This is a genomic window from Pseudomonas quercus, assembly GCF_012033695.1.
Taxonomy (GTDB): domain Bacteria; phylum Pseudomonadota; class Gammaproteobacteria; order Pseudomonadales; family Pseudomonadaceae; genus Aquipseudomonas; species Aquipseudomonas quercus.
The window spans coordinates 180905-201713 of sequence record NZ_JAAVJI010000001.1; the positions used below are offsets into that span (position 1 = coordinate 180905).

Genomic DNA, 20809 nt, shown 5'->3' on the forward strand with positions numbered 1-20809 from the left:
GGCCCCTAGGCGAAGGTATAGCCCCTCATGCGAATAGCCCTGTACGGGTTGGCGACACTGGCCCTGCTCCCCTCCTTAGGCAGTGCAGCAGGTAGCTGCGAACGCCTGGTAGCCACGGCCAGCCCGGATGCACCGCCCTATGCCTGGCGCGACCCTGCAGACCCTCGCAAGCTTATCGGTGCCAGCGTGGATGTGCTCACAGGCATCGCTGCCCAGTTGGGGATCGAGATCGAGGTGCTGTATGCAGGTCGGCGCTCCCAGGCGCTGGATGAGGTGCGTACCGGGCGTATGGACCTGCTGGCAGATGCAGTTTTGACGACGGCTGACCTCGAACACCTGGATTACGTTTATCCACCGCTGGCGTTCAACGATTACCTGGTATGGACACGGCAACATTCAGCCGCCAGCTACGCCACGTTGGCCGACCTGGCCGGGCAGCGGGGTGCTGTTTCAGCCAAGGCGCGCCTCACACCAATGTTCAGCAGCTTCGCTGCGCAGCATTTGAACCTTGTGCCTTCGCAAAACCTCACTCGCACACTTCAATCCGTGGCGATGGGCCAGGCAGACTATGCCATCGCGCCACGGTATGCCGGTGCGGCCGCTGTGGCCACATTGGGCCCAACGGTAGGGCTGGTGGCACAGGACGTGGTCGTGGACCGCCCAGGTATCTACGTGGCTATTGCGCAGGACTCCGCCTGCAACGATGGCTGGCTACGCGGACAGCTGGCTAAAAAGATGACAGAATTGGCCGCCTCTGGCGGGGTCCAGTCGATCCTGCAGCGTAATGCCGAACGTTGGAAACTCCAGCAACAGGCAATGCCCGAGGCCGCCAAACCATAGGACATGCTGTGAACAAACGATTGATCTGGGCGGGGGCAGTGCTGGCCCTTGCCGGCTGTGCCACCGACCCTGTACCCGACGAACAACTTCGCCTTACCGAGCAGTCCATCGAGCAGGCCCGTGCAGTCGGCGCGGCCGAAGACAGTGAGCCCTTGGCCACCGCACTGAGCAAGGCCGCCCAGGCGCGCGCCGACATGGCCAGTGGTCACAACAAGGTCGCCCGCATGGCCCTGGAGCAGGCCGAGCTGGATGCCCGTTTGGCTGAGGCGCATGAGCTGACCCGTAAAAGCGCTGCCCAATTGGCTCAGGTAAACCTGCGTATCCAGCGGTTGCGCAAGCAGTTGGGAGAGGCGCCATGACCGCGATACGTGTTCCCTTGGCCTTGTGCCTGCTGGCAGCCCTGGGCGGTTGTGCAACGCACTCAGCCGATCAGGCCCTTGACCAGGCCACTGCCCGTTTCCAAGGGATACGGGACAACGCAGAGGTACTTCGCTACGCACCCAAGGATGTGATCCGTGCGGGTGAGTCCCTGGCCCGTGCCGAGCGCTTGTCCAGCTACTGGGGCGCTGCCGACGACGTCCGTCATTATGCCTACCTGAGTACCCGCTACAGTGAAATGGCGCTGGCCCATAGCGAAGCAGCGGGCAACCTTGAGCAGCTGCAACGGCGTGAGCTGGAGCGGGAACGCCTGCAGCTGGCGCTGCGGGAATCCCGGCTAGCCAGCGTGCAGCGTCAGGGGCAATGGCTCGAAGACCAACTGCTGGCTTTGACCACTACGGACGCTGATCGCGGCCTGGTACTCACTTTGGGAGATGTGTTGTTCGACACAGGCGCAGCGGACCTTAAACCGTCGGCCAACCGAACACTCCTCAAGCTGGCGCAGTTTCTTCAAATGAACCTGCGGCGCACCATACGCATCGAGGGTTACACGGACAGTACCGGGGCAGCCGATGAAAACCTGAGCCTGTCACGCGACCGTGCGCAATCCGTAGCGGACATGCTGGTAGACCTAGGTGTCGAGGAAAAGCGTATTGCCGTTGAAGGGTACGGCGACCAGTACCCGGTGGAAGCCAATGCCACGGAACGGGGCAGGGCGCTCAACCGCCGCGTTGAAATCGTGATCTCGGACAAGCTAGGTGCTTTAGGCGCAAAACGATAGGCGTTTGCCGCACAGTGCCCCTCGCACTGAGGGTGCACTGGCGGTATTCTCTCCTCTGGCTGGAAAACTGTTCCCGTACAGTTCTCTACTGTTCTGGTGCTTCAGGGTCAGAGACGCTTGCCCATGACGAACCTTCTGCTCTACCAGCGCATTGCTCAGCAATTGGCTGAGGATATTCGCAAGGGCGTCTATCAGCCCGGTGAACGTGTGCCTTCGGTGCGCAAGATGAGCGCACAGTTGAACGTAAGCCATGCCACCGTGCTTCAGGCTTATGCCAACCTGGAGGACCAGGGGCTTATCCGGGCACGTCCGCAGTCGGGTTACTACGTGCATCAAACCCCTGCACTCACAGCCCCTACGCCTGATATTGCTCGCGTGGAACGCCCAGGCCTGGTCACGCGCAGCAGCATCATTCAGCAGGTGCTGGACGAGTCCCGGCGCGAAGGGGTGTTTGCACTGGGTACAGCGGTGCCTCACGTGGACTACCTGCCCGTCCGGGCGCTGCACCAGCAGCTCGCCAAAGTGACTCGCTTCCATAGCCCACGTGCGTTCAGCTACATGTTCAGCCCAGGCTACGAGCCGCTGCGCCGGCAGATTGCAATTCGCATGCGCGATGCAGGTGTGGTGGTAGACCCTTCCGAAGTCGTAATCACCCACGGCTGCGTCGATGCGCTGCAAATGGCGTTGAGGGTACTCACTCGGCCGGGGGACCTGATCGCTGCCGAATCCCCCACGTACTACGGCTTGTTGCAGTTGGCAGACCTGCTGGGCTTGAAGGTCATCGAGATTCCCAGCGATCCCACGGCAGGCATCAGCCTGGAAGCGCTACAGCTGGCAGCCAATCAATGGTCGATCAAGGTTGTGCTGATGACGTCCCGTCTAAGCAACCCCCTGGGCGGGGTAGTGCCCGAGGAACGGCAGAAGCAGCTTTTGAGGCTGGCGGCGGAATTCAACATGCAGATTGTCGAGGACGATATTCACGGCGAATTGATGTTCGAGCCGGGCCGTTACAAAGCTTTGAAAGCCTATGACCGTCAGGGCCATGTGGTGTACTGCTCAAGCTTTTCCAAAACACTGTCCCCTGGTGTGCGGATCGGCTGGATGCTGGCAGGCCGGCACCAGGAGGAGATTCAACGGCTGCAAACCTTCAGTACTCATTCGGCCTGCAGCGTGACTCAGATGGCGATTGCCAGCTACCTGGAAAACGCAGGCTATGACCGCCACCTGCGGCACGTTCGGCAGGAGTACCGCAAGAACCTGACCGCCTGCCAACTGGCGGTGCAACAGCACTTTCCTGCAGGCACTCAGATGACACGGCCCTTGGGCGGTTTCATTCTCTGGGTCAGCCTCCCTGGCCGTGTGAATACCCAAGAGTTGCATGTGCGTGCCTTGGAGCAGGGCATCAGCATTGCGCCTGGGCTTATTTTCAGTAACACCGAGCAGTTCAACCACTGCATTCGCCTCAATTGCGGGGTTCCTTGGAACCGTGAGGCTGAGCGAGCACTGATGACGTTAGGGGTACTGGCCACGCAGCTCTGCGAGGATACGGGGAACGGTACATGGTACTGAACGGTCGCAGTTACGGGTTGTTCGCCTATTGCCATTTACCCGGGCAAGGGTGAGCATAAAAGGTATACGAAGGTGGCTGGTCGTACGCATGAATCACTTTAAGTGTTTGCTTGGCCTGAGTTGTGTGCTGGTGACCTCGCTAATCGCGGGGCCGGCCCCTGCTGCCACGCCGGAACCCTTTGTACTAGGGGCGCCTGTGCCCTTGCCAGCGACGATCCCGGCGGCTCCGAAAACAGGGGCCAAGCGCCCAGGCGCAACGCTAAAAGCCGCTGCCAAGGCCTCACCCAAAAAAGCGAGCAAAGCTGCCGCCAAAGCGTCCAAACGCACTGGTCGAGTGGCTGCCAAAAGTCGGTCGCGCAAGTCTTCCGACGCGATTGCTTCTGACATTCCTCCGGCCAAAATCGACCTCACCTTGCCTAAGGACATGGTCAATCAGCTCCAACCGCCTGGAAAACCTACTGCTGCGAAGCCCGCTCAGGCCTCGGTAGACGGCAAGCCCCTGTTGCCTTCCCTGTTCAACGACAAAAGCAGTGCCGAGCCCTTCGAGCTCAATGGTCGGCTACTGACCAATGAAATGGACCTCCAGCTGCGCAATGAGCGCCGGGATGTCGAGGGTGCGGCGCTCGATTTCAAATTCAAGCAGTAACAGAGCAAGGTAGAACAGAGGTTTCAAACAGGTGTTTAGGCGGTTACTATCGCCGAGTGTGGACCCTTTGCCTCGCCTGGAGTCGCTTGCCCATGTTGTGCCGTATCGGCTGCGGAGCCTGCTGTATCGCTCCTTCCATCTCTTCTCCCATACCTGGCATGCCGCAAGGTAAGCCCGCAGGCGAGCGTTGCATCCAATTGGGTGCAAACAATCTGTGCCGTATCTTCGGCCTGCCCGAGCGACCCAAGGTATGCGCCGCATTCCAGGCGGATGCGGCTTTTTGCGGTGTCGATAGCAACGACGCCATACGGATCCTTGGATGGCTAGAGGGCGCAACGGCCCAGGCGAGGGTAGTGAACAGCATCTCGTGAACAAAAAGGAAAAGAACGATGAGAGCAATGTATCGAATGGCCGCCCTGTGTGTATTGCCCTGGATGGCCATGCAGGCTCATGCCGAGGCATGGCAGGTGGTCAAGGACGAGGGCGGTATCACTGTGGCCTTGAGTAGCGTTCCTGGATCGGACTACAAGGCCTATAAAGGCACCGCCATCATTCACGCCAGCATTGCCCGGTTACGTGCCTTGCAAGAGGACGCCAGCGGCGCTTGTGCCTGGATTCACGAGTGCAAGTTCCAGAAGCTGCTCAAACATGACGGTGACCAGACCTGGACCTACACCCAATTCAATACGCCGTGGCCTGTGACGCCACGCGACTCGGTGTTGCAGGTGACTACCAGCGAGGGTGCCGATGGCAGCGTGACGCGGACGCTCAAAGGCGTGCCGACCTATCTGCCGGAAGAAAAGGGCTTTGTGCGTGTTACACAGGTAGAGGGTTTCTGGAAGATGGAGCCCAAGGGGGCAGACACGATTGTCACTTACCAGGTACATACCGAGCCGGGAGGCAGTGTCCCGTCCATGATTGCGAACAAGTTCGTGGTGGACGCACCCTTCAATACACTGAAGAACCTGAAGGCTCGAGCCGAACAGCCCTAATCATTCAAATGTGAGGCCTGGCGCCACAATAGCGGTGCCGGGTGTCACTGATGTTACTTGGGCATTGTTGAGGTGTGATGTAGGCGGTGAAGAACGGTGTTGTAAATTCGCCAGCTCGAGAGGGCTGGCGAAGTTTGGTCATGACTTACTTGCGGTCTTCGAGCTTTTGCAGATCGCGCTGCGTTTCGCCGGTATACAGCTGGCGCGGGCGACCGATCTTGTAAGGGCTGGATAGCATTTCCTTCCAGTGCGAAATCCAGCCGACTGTCCGCGCCAGTGCGAAGATCACGGTGAACATGCTGGTTGGAATGCCAATCGCCTTCAAGATAATACCCGAGTAGAAGTCTACGTTCGGGTAGAGATTGCGCTCCTTGAAATAAGGGTCGTTGCGCGCAATTTCGTCCAAGCGCATGGCCAGTTCCAGCTGCGGGTCGTTCTTGATACCCAGTTCGGCCAGCACTTCATCGCACGTCTGTTTCATGACCTTGGCGCGCGGATCGAAGTTTTTGTACACCCGGTGCCCGAAGCCCATGAGCTTGAACGGGTCGTTCTTGTCCTTGGCCTTCGCGATGTAGGTGTCAATGTTGGACACATCTCCGATTTCGTCCAGCATGGCCAGCACGGCTTCGTTTGCACCCCCGTGTGCAGGGCCCCAGAGCGCGGCGATACCCGCAGCGATACAGGCGAACGGGTTGGCGCCGGACGAACCGGCGAGGCGCACGGTGGACGTGGACGCGTTCTGCTCATGGTCAGCGTGCAGAATGAAAATCCGGTCCATGGCGCGGGCGAGCACCGGGCTGATCGGTTTGATCTCGCACGGGGTGTTGAACATCATGTGCAGGAAGTTTTCGGCATACGACAGGTCGTTGCGCGGGTACATCATGGGCTGGCCCATGGAGTACTTGTACACCATCGCTGCCAGGGTTGGCATTTTCGCTACCAGGCGAATGGCCGAGATTTCCCGATGCTGGGGATTATTGATATCCAGGGAGTCGTGGTAGAACGCCGACAGCGCGCCTACGACGCCGCACATGATCGCCATGGGGTGTGCGTCGCGACGGAAGCCGTTGAAGAACGTCTTCAACTGCTCGTGCACCATGGTGTGGTTCTTTACATTGCTAACGAAACTCGCCTTCTGCTCGGCATTGGGCAGTTCGCCGTTGAGCAGCAGGTAGCAGGTTTCCAGGTAGTCCGAATGTTCGGCCAATTGCTCGATGGGGTAGCCGCGGTGCAGCAGGATGCCTTGGTCACCGTCGATGTAGGTGATTTTCGACTCGCACGAAGCGGTGGACATGAAGCCTGGGTCGAACGTGAAGTGACCTGAGGCGGTCAGGGTTCGCACGTCTATGACTTCGGGACCAACGGTGCCGGTTAAAATCGGCAGGTCAACGGGGGCGGCGCCCTCGATGATCAACTGCGCTTTCTTGTCAGCCATGTGGCCTCCTGTTAATGCTTCGAATCATCTGACAGGCCCCCCACGCAGGGCCCGCACCACTATAGTGGGATAAATACTAAAGTCAATTTGCCGCACCCCCCACCCTGCAAGCCCCGTGGCAGCAGCTTTCGAGGCCTCTCGCACATTCATTTACGCTTTTTGTAGTGCCGCCGCAACGCGGTTTCAGGAACAGTCCTTTACGTTGTCATTAGTATCCTAACTGTCTATACTCGGCGTCCGACCGTCAGGGGCTTTTGGCCCGTTTCCGCTGGCGTCGTCACTCCCCGGGTGGTGGGTACCTGACCAGTACACTTCCCTACAACTTTGCCCTGCTTGCTAGGGGCTCTTCAGTGTGAAAAAAGCCGTGAATAGCCAACGACCTGTAAACCTAGACCTAAGGACCATCAAACTCCCTGTCACTGCTTACACGTCCATTCTCCATCGCGTTTCCGGTGTCATCCTCTTTGTCGGCATTGCCATCGCGCTCTACGCGTTGGGCAAGTCGCTGGGCTCCGAGGAAGGCTTTGGCGAGGTGAAGGCGTATCTGACCAGTCCGCTGGCCAAGCTCGTGATGTGGGGCCTGCTCTCCGCTCTGCTTTACCATCTGGTGGCCGGTGTTCGCCACCTGATCATGGATACCGGCGTGGGCGAGACGCTCGAGGGCGGCAAGCTCGGCTCCATGATCGTCATCGTCGTTTCTGTAGTGCTGATCGTTCTGGCAGGAGTCTGGATATGGTAACCAATGTCACTAACCTGTCCCGTTCGGGCCTTTACGACTGGATGGCGCAGCGGGTTTCGGCTGTCGTTCTCGCGGTTTACTTCATTTTCCTGATCGGCTACCTGGTAGTGCACCCGGGCCTGGATTTCGCTCAGTGGCACGCCCTGTTCTCCAACAACTGGATGCGCATCTTCAGCCTGTTGGCCCTGGTGGCCCTCAGCGCCCATGCGTGGGTCGGCATGTGGACCATCTCCACCGACTACCTCACGCCCATGGCGCTGGGCAAGTCGGCCACTGTCGTGCGGTTCCTGTTCCAGGCGGTATGTGGCGTAGCAATGTTCGCCTACTTCGTCTGGGGTGTGCAGATTCTCTGGGGTATTTGATCCATGTCCAACATCCGTACGCTCAATTATGACGCCATCATCATCGGTGGTGGCGGCGCCGGCATGCGTGCCGCGCTGCAGCTGGCCCAAGGCGGCCACAAGACTGCCGTAGTCACTAAGGTATTCCCAACCCGTTCGCACACCGTTTCTGCCCAAGGCGGCATCACCTGTGCGATCGCCTCGGCGGACCCGAACGATGACTGGCGCTGGCACATGTACGACACCGTGAAAGGGTCGGACTACATCGGTGACCAGGACGCGATCGAGTACATGTGTCAGGAAGGCCCGGCAGCCGTTTTCGAGCTGGACCACATGGGCCTGCCGTTCTCCCGTACTGAAACCGGCCGCATCTACCAGCGCCCGTTCGGTGGCCAGTCCAAGGACTTCGGCAAGGGTGGCCAGGCTGCTCGCACCTGTGCTGCTTCGGACCGTACCGGTCATGCACTGCTGCACACGCTGTACCAGGGCAACCTGAAAGCGGGTACCACCTTCCTGAACGAGTGGTATGCCGTGGACCTGGTCAAGAACCAGGACGGCGCCTTTGTTGGTGTGATCGCTATCTGCATCGAGACCGGCGAAACGGTCTATATCCGTGCCAAGGCCACGGTACTGGCTACAGGTGGGGCAGGCCGCATCTATGCATCTACCACCAATGCCCTGATCAACACCGGTGACGGCGTAGGCATGGCGTTGCGTGCTGGCGTGCCGGTGCAGGACATCGAAATGTGGCAGTTCCACCCAACCGGCATTGCCGGCGCAGGTGTACTGGTCACCGAAGGCTGCCGTGGTGAAGGGGGTTACCTCATCAACAAGCACGGCGAGCGTTTCATGGAGCGTTATGCGCCCAACGCCAAGGACCTCGCGGGCCGTGACGTAGTGGCCCGCTCCATGGTCAAGGAAATCATTGCCGGTAATGGCTGTGGTCCCAACGGCGACCATGTGATGCTCAAGCTCGACCACCTGGGCGAGGAAGTGCTGCACAGCCGCTTGCCAGGCATCTGCGAGCTGTCCAAAACCTTCGCGCACGTTGACCCTGTAGTAGCGCCTGTGCCGGTTGTTCCTACCTGCCACTACATGATGGGCGGCGTTGCCACCAACATTCACGGCCAGGCCATGACCCTGGATGCCGAAGGCAAGGACGTTATCATTCCTGGTCTGTTTGCAGTGGGTGAAGTGGCGTGCGTGTCGGTTCACGGCGCCAACCGCCTCGGCGGCAACTCCTTGCTGGACCTGGTTGTATTCGGCCGCGCTGCTGGCCTCCACCTGGAAAAGGCGCTGAGCGACGGTATCGAATACCGCGATGCCAGCGCAACGGATGTGGACGTAGCCCTGGCACGCTTGAGTGGCTTGAACGAGCGCAGCACAGGCGAAGACGTGGCCACGCTGCGCCGCGAATTGCAGAGCTGCATGCAGAACTTCTTTGGGGTGTTCCGTACCGGCGAATACATGCAGCAGGGCATTGCCCAGTTGGCCACGCTGCGTGAACGAATCGCCAATGTGAAGATCAACGACAAGAGCCAGGGGTTCAACACCGCCCGCATCGAGGCGCTGGAGCTGCAGAACCTGCTGGAAGTCGCCGAGGCCACCGCTATTGCGGCCGAGGAGCGAAAGGAGTCGCGCGGTGCCCATGCACGCGAAGACTACGAAGACCGTGACGATGAGAACTGGCTGTGCCACACCCTGTACTTCCCGGGTGAGAAGCGAGTCGCCAAGCGTGCCGTGAACTTCGCGCCGAAAACCGTGCCGGCTTTCGAACCTAAAATCCGGACCTACTAAGGGTGATGACCGCTATGTTGCAAGTCAGTGTTTATCGTTACAACCCGGACCAGGACGCCGCGCCGAAAATGGTCGACTTCCAGGTCGACACCGGCGGCAAGGACTTGATGGTGCTGGACGTACTGGCCCTTATCAAGGAACAAGACGAAGGCTTTTCGTACCGTCGCTCGTGCCGTGAGGGCGTGTGCGGTTCCGATGGCATGAACATCAACGGCAAGAATGGCCTGGCTTGCATTACGCCGCTCTCGGCGGTGGTCAAAGGCAACAAGCTGGTCTTGCGGCCGCTGCCGGGCTTGCCAGTCATTCGTGACCTGGTCGTCGACATGAGCATCTTCTACAAGCAGTACGAGAAGGTGAAGCCTTACCTGCAGAACGACACACCTGCGCCGGCCATCGAACGCCTTCAGTCCCCTGAAGACCGTGAAAAGCTGGACGGCCTGTACGAGTGCATTCTGTGCGCCTGTTGCTCCACGTCATGCCCATCGTTCTGGTGGAACCCGGACAAGTTCCTGGGCCCCGCTGCACTGCTCCAGGCCTACCGTTTCCTGGCCGACAGCCGTGATACCCGTACCGATGAGCGCCTGGCTGCCATGGACGACCCGTTCAGTGTGTTTCGTTGCCGCGGGATCATGAACTGTGTGAGCGTGTGCCCCAAGGGCCTGAACCCTACCAAAGCTATCGGCCACGTGCGGAACATGCTGCTGCAAAGCGGTATCTGATACACCCGTTGCACCCGAAAACGCCATGCCCGGGCGTGTGAGCCCGGCTACGGCTACGACTTGAGCGGTGGGCTTGTACCACTGCTCTTACTTGAAGAAATAGACCAGCAGGGGCATCCGGGCTGGTACCCGGACTATCTGCGAGACCTTGGTGGCCGTGTTCGAGTCGCTGCACCAGACTTGTTCAGGCACGCCGTGTTCGCGCCGATGGTGGCCCCTAACCGAGGGTGACCAAGCATGCAAGAAAGCGTGATGCAGCGCATGTGGGATAGCGCCCACCTTTCAGGTGGTAACGCTGCCTATGTGGAAGAGCTCTATGAGCTTTACCTGCACGACCCTAACGCTGTGCCAGAAGAGTGGCGCACCTACTTTCAGAAGTTGCCCGCCGAAGGCAGCACCGCCCCCGATGTTTCGCATTCCACCATTCGCGACCATTTCGTGCTCCTGGCCAAGAACCAGCGGCGCGCTCAGCCGGTTTCCGCCGGGAGCGTGAGCAGTGAGCACGAGAAAAAGCAGGTGGAAGTGCTGCGCATGATTCATGCGTACCGGATGCAGGGCCACCAGGCCGCCCAGCTGGACCCGCTGGGTTTGTGGCAACGGCCCGCTCCGGCAGACCTTTCAATCAATCATTACGGCTTGACCAATGCCGATCTTGACACGACCTTCCGTACCGGCGACCTGTTCATCGGTAAGGAGGAGGCGAGCCTACGCGAGATCCAGGAAGCCTTACAGCTGACATATTGCCGCACCATTGGCGCTGAGTTCACTCACATCGTCGATTCCGAACAGCGCGCCTGGTTCCAGCAGCGCCTGGAAAGCGTCCGCGGCCGGCCTCAGTACTCGCCTGAAGTGCAAACCCATGTGCTGGAGCGGGTGACCGCTGCCGAGGGCCTGGAAAAGTACCTGGGCACCAAATACCCTGGCACCAAGCGCTTCGGCCTGGAAGGGGGCGAAAGCCTTATTCCCATGCTGGACGAGATCATTCAGCGGTCCGGCTCCTACGGCACCAAAGAACTCGTCATCGGCATGGCCCACCGGGGCCGGCTCAATGTGCTGGTCAATACATTTGGCAAGAACCCTCGCGACCTCTTCGATGAGTTCGAAGGCAAGAAGAAGGTTGAACTGGGTTCCGGTGACGTGAAATATCACCAAGGCTTCTCGTCCAACGTGATGACGTCGGGTGGCGAAGTGCACCTGGCGCTTGCATTCAACCCGTCTCACCTTGAGATCGTGTCCCCTGTGGTCGAAGGGTCTGTGCGCGCCCGTCAGGATCGCCGCAACGATGCGGTGGGTGACAAGGTAGTCCCCGTCTCGATTCACGGGGATGCGGCCTTCGCTGGCCAGGGCGTGGTGCTCGAAACCTTCCAGATGTCACAAACCCGCGGTTTCAAGACCGGCGGCACTGTGCATATCGTGATCAACAACCAGGTTGGCTTCACCATCAGCAACCCGCGCGATTCTCGCTCCACTGAGTATTGCACCGACGTTGCCAAGATGATCCAGGCTCCGATCCTGCACGTGAACGGCGACGACCCGGAAGCCGTGCTGTTCGTGACCCAGCTTGCCATCGACTACCGCATGCAGTACAAGCGCGATGTAGTGATCGACCTGGTGTGCTACCGCCGTCGTGGCCATAACGAGGCTGACGAACCTAGCGGCACCCAGCCACTGATGTACCAGCAGATCGCCAAGCAGCGCACTACCCGTGAGCTGTACGCCGAGCGCCTGGTGCAGAGCAATGCCCTGACCGCCGACGTGGCTCAGTCCCAAGTGGATGAGTACCGCAGCGCCCTGGACAACGGCCTTCATGTGGTGAAAAGCCTGGTCAAGGAGCCCAACAAGGAACTGTTCGTTGACTGGCGTCCTTACCTGGGCCATGCCTGGACCGCACGCCATGACACCAGCTTCGACCTCAAGACGCTGCAGCAGCTGTCCTCCAAGTTGCTGGAAGTGCCGGACGGCCTGGTCGTTCAGCGCCAAGTGGCGAAAATCTACGAAGACCGCCAGAAGATGCAGGCCGGTGGCTTGCCTATCAACTGGGGTTACGCCGAAACCATGGCGTACGCCACCCTGCTGTTCGAAGGCCATCCAGTGCGGCTCACCGGCCAGGACGTAGGCCGCGGTACCTTCTCGCACCGGCATGCCGTGCTGCACAACCAGAAGGATGGCAGCGCCTACACCCCTATGCGTCATCTGTTCGCAGGCCAGCCAAGCTTTGAGCTATACGACTCGCTGTTGTCCGAGGAAGCCGTACTGGGCTTCGAATACGGCTATGCAACCACGTCGCCCAACTCACTGGTGATCTGGGAAGCGCAGTTCGGTGACTTTGCCAACGGCGCTCAAGTGGTAATCGACCAGTTCATCACCAGTGGCGAGAACAAGTGGGGCCGGCTGTGTGGCCTGACCATGCTGCTGCCGCACGGTTATGAAGGCCAAGGTCCTGAGCACTCCTCTGCGCGCCTTGAGCGTTACCTGCAGCTGTGCGCCGAGCACAACATCCAGGTGTGCGTGCCGACCACCCCGGCCCAGATCTACCACCTGTTGCGTCGTCAGGTGATCCGCCCTCTGCGCAAGCCGTTGATCGTGCTCACGCCCAAGTCGCTGCTGCGTCACAAGCTGGCGGTATCGACCCTGGAAGATTTGGCTCAGGGTTCCTTCCAGACCGTCATTCCGGAAGTCGACACTCTGGACCCGGCGAAGGTCACGCGGCTGGTGCTGTGCAGTGGCAAGGTGTACTACGACTTGCTGGAAAAACGCCGTGCCGATGGGCGTGAAGACACCATCATTCTGCGCCTGGAACAGCTCTATCCGTTCCCGGACAACGACCTGGCGGACATCCTCGCACCCTACACCAACCTGCAGAACGTCGTATGGTGCCAGGAAGAGCCGATGAACCAGGGCGCGTGGTACAGCAGCCAGCATCACATGCGCCGTATCATCGGCAACCACAACAAGGCGCTGGTGCTTGAATACGCGGGCCGCGATGCTTCGGCAGCGCCTGCGGTCGGTTACGCCTCGATGCACGTGGAGCAGCAGGAAAAACTGCTCAACGATGCTTTCTCCGTCTAACGCCACGCGCACTGAAACCGAATTAAGGAACCACTGATAATGGCTATCGAGATCAAAGCCCCTACTTTCCCGGAATCGGTCGCCGACGGTACCGTAGCCACCTGGCACAAGAAGCCAGGGGACGCCGTCAAGCGTGACGAGTTGATCGTCGACATCGAAACCGACAAGGTTGTGCTGGAGGTGCTTGCAACGGCCGACGGCGTGCTGGGTGCTATCGTCAAGAACGAAGGCGATACCGTGCTTTCCGATGAGCTGCTGGGCTCCATTGAAGCGGGCGGTGCCGCCGCAGCGCCTGCTGCTGCGCCGGCCTCTGCTTCGGCCGAGGCTACCGTGTCGGCTGCTGCTGCAGCGCCTGCAAGCGCTGATGACGACGCCATGGGCGGCCCGGCTGCCCGTAAGCTGGCTGAAGAAAATGGCCTGGCCTTGAACAGCATCAAAGGCACCGGCAAGGACGGCCGTATCACCAAGGAAGACGTTGTCGCTGCGGTTGAAGCGAAGAAGAATGCGCCCGCTCAGGCACCTGCTGCCAAGCCAGCCGCTGCTGCTGCCCCGATTACGGCTGCTGCCGGTGACCGTACCGAAAAACGCGTCCCAATGACCCGCCTGCGTGCCAAGGTGGCGGAACGCCTGGTCGAAGCACAATCGAACATGGCCATGCTCACTACGTTCAACGAAGTGGACATGACCGAAGTCATGGCACTGCGTTCGAAGTACAAGGACCTGTTCGAGAAGTCCCACAATGGCGTGCGCCTGGGCTTCATGTCCTTCTTTGTGAAGGCTGCTACCGAGGCCCTCAAGCGCTTCCCGGCTGTCAACGCTTCCATTGACGGTTCAGACATTGTTTACCATGGCTATGCAGACGTCGGTGTTGCAGTTTCCAGCGACCGTGGTTTGGTCGTACCCGTGCTGCGCAATGCTGAGCAGATGAGCCTGGCTGAAATTGAAAACGGCATCGCCACCTTTGGTAAAAAGGCCCGTGATGGCAAGCTGTCCATCGAGGAGATGACCGGCGGGACCTTTACCATCACCAATGGCGGCACGTTCGGCTCAATGATGTCCACGCCTATCGTCAACCCGCCCCAAGCGGCGATTCTGGGCATGCACAACATCCTGCAGCGCCCTATGGCCATCAATGGCCAAGTGGTCATTCGGCCGATGATGTATCTGGCCCTGTCTTACGATCACCGTTTGATTGATGGCAAGGAAGCGGTAACCTTCCTCGTTACCATCAAGAACCTGCTGGAAGACCCAGCTCGTCTGCTGCTCGACATCTAAATCGCAGCTGCAAGCTGCGAGTGGCAAGTTGCAAGCGGCAAGCAGCAAGTTGATAGCGGTGGTGCGACTTGCCATGTTGCATGTTTCACCCGCGTTGACTTGTCGCTTGAAGCTTGAGGCTTGTAGCTCGAAACCTGTAGCGCTAAGGAACCCATATGACCCAGAAATTCGACGTCGTTGTGATTGGTGCCGGCCCTGGTGGCTACGTAGCGGCCATCAAGGCGGCTCAGCTTGGCCTGAAAACCGCCTGTATCGAGAAATATCAGGACAAGGAAGGCAAAACCGCACTAGGCGGTACTTGCCTGAACGTGGGCTGCATTCCCTCCAAGGCACTGCTGGACAGTTCCTGGAAGTTCCACGAGGCCGAGCATGGTTTCAAGGCCCATGGCATCAACCATGCGGGCATGAGCATGGACGTGCCGGCAATGGTCGGGCGCAAGTCCCAGATCGTGAAGAACCTCACCGGCGGCGTGGCGACCTTGTTCAAAGCCAACGGCGTGACCCTGCTGGAAGGCCACGGCAAGCTGATTGCTGGCAAGAAGGTTGAAGTCACGGGCAAAGATGGCACCGTTGAAGTGGTGGAAGCGGACAATGTGATCCTGGCATCCGGTTCTCGCCCGATCGACATTCCACCCGCCCCGGTGGATCAGAACGTCATCGTGGACTCCACGGGCGCCTTGGAATTCCAGACCGTGCCCAAGCGCTTGGGTGTGATCGGTGCCGGTGTTATCGGCCTGGAGCTGGGTTCCGTCTGGGCTCGCCTGGGTGCTGAAGTCACCGTGCTGGAGGCCTTGGAGAAATTCCTGCCAGCCGCTGACGAAGCGGTGTCCAAGGAAGCCTTCAAGACGTTCACCAAGCAAGGCTTGAACATCAAGCTGGGCGCGCGCGTCACCGGTTCCAAGGTCACGGGCGAAGAAGTTGAAGTGACCTACACCGATGCCAACGGCGAACAGAAAATCGTCTTCGATAAGCTGATCGTCGCTGTGGGCCGTCGCCCGGTGACCACTGACCTGCTGGCTTCGGACAGCGGCGTGGACATCGATGAGCGCGGTTTCATCTTTGTCGATGATTACTGCGCTACCAGCGTGCCTGGCGTATATGCCATCGGTGACGTGGTACGCGGCCTGATGCTGGCGCACAAGGCGTCGGAGGAGGGCATCATGGTGGTAGAACGTATCAAGGGCCACAAAGCCACGATGAGCTACGACCTGATCCCATCGGTTATCTACACCCACCCAGAGGTGGCATGGGTAGGCAAGACCGAGCAAACCTTGAAAGCCGAAGGCGTGGAAATCAACGTCGGGACCTTCCCATTCGCGGCCAGTGGCCGTGCCATGGCGGCCAATGACACCGGTGGTTTCGTCAAGGTGATCGCCGACGCGAAAACTGACCGCGTGCTGGGCGTTCACGTGATTGGCCCGAGCGCAGCCGAGCTGGTACAGCAAGGCGCTATCGGCATGGAATTCGGCACCAGTGCAGAAGACCTCGGCATGATGGTGTTCTCCCACCCTACCTTGTCCGAAGCGCTGCATGAAGCAGCCTTGGCCGTGAATGGCGGTGCCATTCACATTGCCAACCGCAAGAAGCGTTAAACAACAAGAAACCACAGTGTGCTGCCCGTCGTACGCCACTTATGGCGCACCGCGGAACGCACGCTGGACTCACCCCGCGACAGCCTGGGATGCAAAGCTTGCTATGCATCCCAGGTAATGGCCGCGGGCAGCAGTCACAGGTGGTGCGGCACTCCCATGAGTGCAGCGCCGAAAGCGCAGTACCTAACGAAGACGGTAATAAGCATGAACCTTCACGAGTATCAGGGTAAGCAGCTGTTCGCTGAATACGGCCTGCCAGTATCCACAGGTTTCGCAGTAGACACCCCGGAAGCGGCAGCCGAAGCGTGCGACAAGATTGGCGGCACCGAGTGGGTTGTCAAGGCACAGGTCCACGCCGGTGGCCGTGGCAAGGCCGGCGGCGTCAAGCTGGTCAAAAGCCGCGAAGACGCCAAGGCGTTCGCAGCGCAGTGGCTGGGCAAGCGCCTGGTCACCTATCAAACTGATGCCAATGGCCAGCCAGTGACCAAGATCCTGGTCGAGTCGTGCACCGACATCGCCAAGGAACTGTACCTGGGCGCTGTTGTTGACCGTGCGAGCCGTCGCATCGTATTCATGGCGTCCACCGAAGGTGGTGTGGACATCGAGAAGATCGCCCACGACACGCCGGAAAAAATCCTCAAGGCTACGGTCGACCCATTGGTAGGCGCTCAGCCGTTCCAGGGCCGTGACCTGGCTTTCCAGCTGGGCCTGGAAGGCAAGCAAGTTGCTCAGTTCGCCAAGATCTTCACTGGCCTGGCCAAGCTGTTCAAGGACCACGACCTGGCCCTGCTGGAAGTGAACCCGCTGGTGATCAAGGCTGACGGCGACCTGCACTGCCTGGATGCCAAGATCAACATCGACGCCAACGCCATGTACCGTCAGCCAAAGCTCAAGACGTTCCATGACCCGTCCCAGGACGACCCGCGCGAAGCCCACGCTGCCAAGTTCGAACTGAACTACGTTGCCCTGGAAGGCAACATCGGCTGCATGGTCAACGGCGCTGGCCTGGCCATGGGCACCATGGACATCGTCAACCTGCATGGCGGCAAGCCAGCCAACTTCCTCGACGTAGGCGGTGGCGCCACCAAGGAACGTGTGACCGAAGCGTTCAAGATCATTCTGTCCGACGCCAACGTCGCTGCAGTACTGGTTAACATCTTCGGCGGTATCGTTCGTTGCGACATGATTGCCGAAGGCATCATCGGCGCGGTGAAAGAAGTCGGCGTGAAAATCCCGGTAGTGGTTCGCCTTGAAGGCAACAACGCTGAACTGGGCGCCAAGGTGCTCGCAGAAAGTGGTTTGAACATTATCGCGGCTACCAGCCTGACCGACGCTGCTCAACAAGTCGTCAAAGCCGCGGAGGGCAAGTAATGAGCGTCCTGATCAATAAAGACACCAAAGTCATCTGCCAGGGCTTCACCGGCTCGCAGGGTACCTTCCACTCCGAACAAGCCATCGCCTACGGCACCAAGATGGTTGGCGGCGTGACCCCAGGCAAGGGCGGCACTACCCACCTTAACCTGCCCGTGTTCAACACGGTCAAGGAAGCGGTAGAAGTCACCGGCGCTGAGGCTTCGGTCATCTACGTACCGGCTCCGTTCTGCAAGGATTCCATCCTTGAAGCGGCGTTCGGCGGCATCAAGCTGATCGTCTGCATTACCGAAGGCATTCCTACCCTGGACATGCTGGACGCCAAGGTGAAGTGCGACGAGCTGGGCGTACGCCTGATCGGCCCGAACTGCCCAGGTGTCATCACCCCAGGCGAATGCAAGATCGGCATCATGCCAGGTCACATTCACTTGCCAGGCAAAGTGGGTATCGTTTCCCGCTCCGGCACCCTGACCTACGAAGCGGTCAAGCAGACCACTGACGCCGGTTTCGGTCAGTCCACCTGCGTAGGTATCGGTGGCGACCCGATCCCAGGCTCTACCTTCATCGACATCCTGAAGCTGTTCCAGGAAGACCCGAAAACCGAGGCGATCGTGATGATCGGCGAAATCGGTGGTTCGGCTGAAGAAGAAGCCGCTGCCTTCATCAAGGCTAACGTAACCAAGCCTGTTGTTTCGTACATTGCCGGTGTTACTGCACCGCCTGGCAAGCGTATGGGCCACGCTGGCGCAATCATCTCCGGCGGTAAAGGCACTGCAGACGAGAAGTTTGCTGCCTTGCAGGACGCTGGCGTTAAAACCGTGCGTTCGCTGGCGGACATCGGTAAGGCCTTGGCCGAACTGACAGGCTGGGCTGTGAAGTAATTCACCGCTCGCTGCAGGCAGAGGCCACCTTCGGGTGGCCTTTGTTTTTTCCAGGCTGCGCAATCGTATAGACTGACGATCCCCGGCATTGGCTACTCAGGCCAGTACCTGAAACACGAACAAAGAGATGAGCCATGGGCGCACAGTGGAAAGCAAAACACAGAGAAGCAGCAGCCAACGCCAAAGGGCGTATTTTTGGCAAGCTGGCCAAGGAAATCCAGATTGCTGCCCGTGCTGGTGCAGACCCTGACATGAACCCGCGCCTGCGCTTGGCAGTGGAGCAGGCTAAAAAAGCTTCCATGCCCCGTGACACCCTTGAGCGTGCCATCAATAAAGGGGCAGGCCTCAGTGGCGAAGCCGTTCAGTACACCTTGGTGAAATACGAAGGGTTTGCCCCTCACCAGGTGCCTGTGATCGTGGAATGCCTGACTGACAACGTAAAGCGTACTGTGGCGGAAATCCGTGTACTGTTCCGCAAAGGCCAGCTGGGTGCTGAAGGCTCTGTATCGTGGGATTTCAGCCACCTAGGCATGATCGAGGCGGCGCCTCACACAGCCGACGCCGATCCCGAACTGGCCGCAATCGAGGCCGGTGCCCAGGATTTCGAGCCAGCCGAAGAGGGCGCTACCTTGTTCCTGACTGAAGCCACGGATGTGGATGCGGTCCAGAAGGCCCTGCCGGAGCAAGGCTTTACGGTGCTGTCTGCCAAGATCGGCTACGTTGCCAAGAACCCGGTCGCGCTGTCGGATGAAGCTCAATTGGCCGATGTCGAGGCGTTCCTGGACGCGATCGATGGCCACGACGACGTCCAGAACGTTTACGTAGGCTTGGCCGGTTAACAAGTGCATTCGCAGGCAAGCGCCCGCTGTTGGTGGCACTGTCAGCGGCTTACAACCTTTAGCCTGCGAGCAACCGGTGCTCCACGTCGTTAAATAGCGGCCGGGCTGTAGGGTCCGGTTGTTGGCAGGCAACGCTCAATGCGGTCCAGTCGGCCGGTGCCTCCGCGCATCGCATGGCCACTTCCTCCAGCAGTATCCCGAATGCTCGTACTTCCAAAGCCTCCAGGCCCCGTGCGAACGGGCCTGCGTCGGGTACATACCGGCAAGCAGCACCGAAGTCCCCCAGCAGCGCGTGACCATCCTCTCTATACAGCACGTTGTGCCCGTACAGGTCGCCATGCATCACACCCCGTGCATGGAGATGGCGTGCAGCGCCTGCGATGCTGGTGAGCAGGGCGTGGGCCGTGGCGCGTTCGAGGTGCAAGCCTGGTGTGTAGCTATCGCGGGTACAGCTGCTCAGGCTAGGTGGCCCTGCCAACACGCGGTAGGCCGGGTCGATCAGGTCCATTACAAGCCCAGGCAACCCCGTAGGATGCCCCTCCAGCCGGCCTCGCAAAGGCACCAGGCTGGGGTGATTGCCAGCGTGCAAGCAGGCTGCCAGTTCATCTTCTGGTGAGCCGTCACTGGTGCGGTGCCCCTTGAAACACTTCACAGCTACCGGCGCCCCTGTAGGCAGCAAAGCACGGTACACCGTTCCTGACGCGCCTTCGCCAAGGGTATGTTGCAGCGTTAACGTGTTCCAAAGCACCGGAGCGCCATCACGCTCGAACGCCGGCACATTGGAAAAACGGTTACCCGCACAGGCCAGCCACGCCAACCTGGGCAGCGTGAGCAGTTCGGCCGGCAGGCGCTCTAACTGATTACAGGCGATGCGCAACAATTCCAGTTGGCCGCAGGTTTCCAGGGTAGGGGCCAACGCAGTTAGCCGGTTACCGGCCAGCATCAGTTTTTGCAAGCCAGGGCAGCGATCGAACACGTCGGGCAAATGCGTAATATGGTTGTCCGTCAGGATCAGCCAACGGAGCGTGCCAGGTAGTGAGGCTGCGGGTATGTCGACCAGCTCGCACCCTTTGAACCCAATCATCTCCAAGGCCGGGCACAAGCCCAGCACTTCGGGCAGCCGCTTGAAAGGGTTGCCCGAACAGAAAATCACTTTCAACCGCTTCAACTGAGGCAGCCACGCAGGCAAGGTAGTCAGGCGATTACCGCTAAGGTTGAGTACTTCCAGCGTATCGGCCAGGCCCAGTACGTCGTGGGGTACTTCTGCCAACCCCAATTGAAGGTCCAGCCGGGTGGCACCGGCCATCGCGCCGGCGCGCAAGCGTTCGAGTGCGGTCATGCTGTTACAGGCCTGCGAGGCCCTTGGCCCAGAGAGCTGCGGCTCGCTATGTGGCCCTTATCTTGAGGGTGGATCGTGAAGAGGTGGATGGCCAGGGCTGTCATCGGCGCTGTCTCGGTATAACGTTGAGGGCGCCGATTATAAGCTGGGCTTTGTACGAAAAGTGGCTGCGCTCGCCCATGCTGTGTCAAAAGCCAGCTCGGAAT

The 20809-nt window shown here is 59.6% G+C and carries 19 protein-coding genes; 17 read left to right on the forward strand and 2 right to left on the reverse strand.

Annotated elements, in window-relative coordinates; translation table 11 throughout:
- Nucleotides 1–27: 27 nt before the first annotated feature.
- From HBH25_RS00760 to HBH25_RS00790, 7 genes are all read left to right on the forward strand, one after another.
- Nucleotides 28–840, forward strand: coding sequence for a substrate-binding periplasmic protein (locus tag HBH25_RS00760; RefSeq protein ID WP_168080524.1), 813 nt, complete (start codon nucleotides 28–30; stop codon nucleotides 838–840).
- A gap of 8 nt (nucleotides 841–848) precedes the next feature.
- On the forward strand, nucleotides 849–1199 hold the full coding sequence (locus HBH25_RS00765) for a DUF4398 domain-containing protein (protein ID WP_168080526.1): 351 nt from the start codon (nucleotides 849–851) through the stop codon (nucleotides 1197–1199).
- On the forward strand, nucleotides 1196–1999 hold the full coding sequence (locus HBH25_RS00770) for an OmpA family protein (RefSeq protein WP_168080528.1): 804 nt from the start codon (nucleotides 1196–1198) through the stop codon (nucleotides 1997–1999). The genes HBH25_RS00765 and HBH25_RS00770 overlap by 4 nt, the downstream gene beginning before the upstream one ends.
- A 123-nt stretch (nucleotides 2000–2122) precedes the next feature.
- A complete protein-coding gene (locus tag HBH25_RS00775) occupies nucleotides 2123–3568 on the forward strand; it encodes an aminotransferase-like domain-containing protein (RefSeq protein ID WP_168080530.1) in 1446 nt (481 codons plus the stop codon).
- 88 nt (nucleotides 3569–3656) lie between these two features.
- Entirely contained in the window at nucleotides 3657–4214 is a 558-nt protein-coding gene (locus HBH25_RS00780; RefSeq protein ID WP_168080532.1) for a translation initiation factor 2, read from the forward strand.
- A 92-nt stretch (nucleotides 4215–4306) separates the two neighbouring features.
- Nucleotides 4307–4585 (forward strand): YkgJ family cysteine cluster protein, encoded by a 279-nt coding sequence (locus HBH25_RS00785; protein ID WP_168080534.1) that lies wholly within the window; start codon nucleotides 4307–4309, stop codon nucleotides 4583–4585.
- 18 nt (nucleotides 4586–4603) lie between these two features.
- Nucleotides 4604–5206 carry an START domain-containing protein gene (locus HBH25_RS00790; protein WP_168080536.1) on the forward strand — a complete coding sequence of 201 codons (603 nt, stop codon included), beginning with the start codon at nucleotides 4604–4606 and terminating at the stop codon, nucleotides 5204–5206.
- Between the two features lie 145 nt (nucleotides 5207–5351).
- Here HBH25_RS00790 and gltA read toward each other — a convergent pair whose 3' ends face one another.
- Complete coding sequence (gene gltA / locus HBH25_RS00795) at nucleotides 5352–6641, reverse strand: citrate synthase (RefSeq protein ID WP_168080538.1); 1290 nt, start codon at nucleotides 6639–6641, stop codon at nucleotides 5352–5354.
- A gap of 352 nt (nucleotides 6642–6993) precedes the next feature.
- Here gltA and sdhC point away from each other — a divergent pair, with 352 nt between their 5' ends.
- From sdhC to HBH25_RS00845, 10 genes are all read left to right on the forward strand, one after another.
- A complete protein-coding gene (sdhC, locus tag HBH25_RS00800) occupies nucleotides 6994–7380 on the forward strand; it encodes a succinate dehydrogenase, cytochrome b556 subunit (protein WP_195755870.1) in 387 nt (128 codons plus the stop codon).
- The gene (gene sdhD, locus HBH25_RS00805) at nucleotides 7374–7742 is read left to right on the forward strand and encodes a succinate dehydrogenase, hydrophobic membrane anchor protein (RefSeq protein WP_168080540.1); all 369 of its coding nucleotides are present in this window, start codon (nucleotides 7374–7376) and stop codon (nucleotides 7740–7742) included. Before sdhC ends, sdhD begins: the two co-directional genes overlap by 7 nt.
- Nucleotides 7743–7745: 3 nt before the next feature.
- Nucleotides 7746–9518, forward strand: coding sequence for a succinate dehydrogenase flavoprotein subunit (gene sdhA, locus HBH25_RS00810; protein ID WP_168080542.1), 1773 nt, complete (start codon nucleotides 7746–7748; stop codon nucleotides 9516–9518).
- Between the two features lie 14 nt (nucleotides 9519–9532).
- Complete coding sequence (locus HBH25_RS00815) at nucleotides 9533–10237, forward strand: succinate dehydrogenase iron-sulfur subunit (protein WP_168081417.1); 705 nt, start codon at nucleotides 9533–9535, stop codon at nucleotides 10235–10237.
- A 237-nt stretch (nucleotides 10238–10474) separates the two neighbouring features.
- Nucleotides 10475–13306: a 2-oxoglutarate dehydrogenase E1 component gene (locus HBH25_RS00820; protein WP_168080544.1), complete on the forward strand. Its 2832-nt coding sequence runs from the start codon at nucleotides 10475–10477 to the stop codon at nucleotides 13304–13306.
- 39 nt (nucleotides 13307–13345) lie between these two features.
- On the forward strand, nucleotides 13346–14581 hold the full coding sequence (gene odhB / locus HBH25_RS00825) for a 2-oxoglutarate dehydrogenase complex dihydrolipoyllysine-residue succinyltransferase (RefSeq protein WP_168080546.1): 1236 nt from the start codon (nucleotides 13346–13348) through the stop codon (nucleotides 14579–14581).
- A gap of 155 nt (nucleotides 14582–14736) precedes the next feature.
- Nucleotides 14737–16173, forward strand: a complete 1437-nt coding sequence (lpdA, locus tag HBH25_RS00830) for a dihydrolipoyl dehydrogenase (RefSeq protein ID WP_168080548.1) — start codon at nucleotides 14737–14739, stop codon at nucleotides 16171–16173.
- Nucleotides 16174–16377: 204 nt separating this feature from the next.
- Nucleotides 16378–17544, forward strand: coding sequence for an ADP-forming succinate--CoA ligase subunit beta (gene sucC / locus HBH25_RS00835; protein ID WP_168080550.1), 1167 nt, complete (start codon nucleotides 16378–16380; stop codon nucleotides 17542–17544).
- On the forward strand, nucleotides 17544–18425 hold the full coding sequence (gene sucD / locus HBH25_RS00840) for a succinate--CoA ligase subunit alpha (RefSeq protein ID WP_168080552.1): 882 nt from the start codon (nucleotides 17544–17546) through the stop codon (nucleotides 18423–18425). The genes sucC and sucD overlap by 1 nt, the downstream gene beginning before the upstream one ends.
- 134 nt (nucleotides 18426–18559) lie before the next feature.
- Complete coding sequence (locus tag HBH25_RS00845; protein WP_168080554.1) at nucleotides 18560–19264, forward strand: YebC/PmpR family DNA-binding transcriptional regulator; 705 nt, start codon at nucleotides 18560–18562, stop codon at nucleotides 19262–19264.
- 58 nt (nucleotides 19265–19322) lie between these two features.
- On the opposite strand, the gene HBH25_RS00850 is transcribed toward HBH25_RS00845, so the two are convergent.
- On the reverse strand, nucleotides 19323–20603 hold the full coding sequence (locus tag HBH25_RS00850; protein ID WP_168080556.1) for a leucine-rich repeat-containing protein kinase family protein: 1281 nt from the start codon (nucleotides 20601–20603) through the stop codon (nucleotides 19323–19325).
- Between the last annotated feature and the right edge of the window lie 206 nt (nucleotides 20604–20809).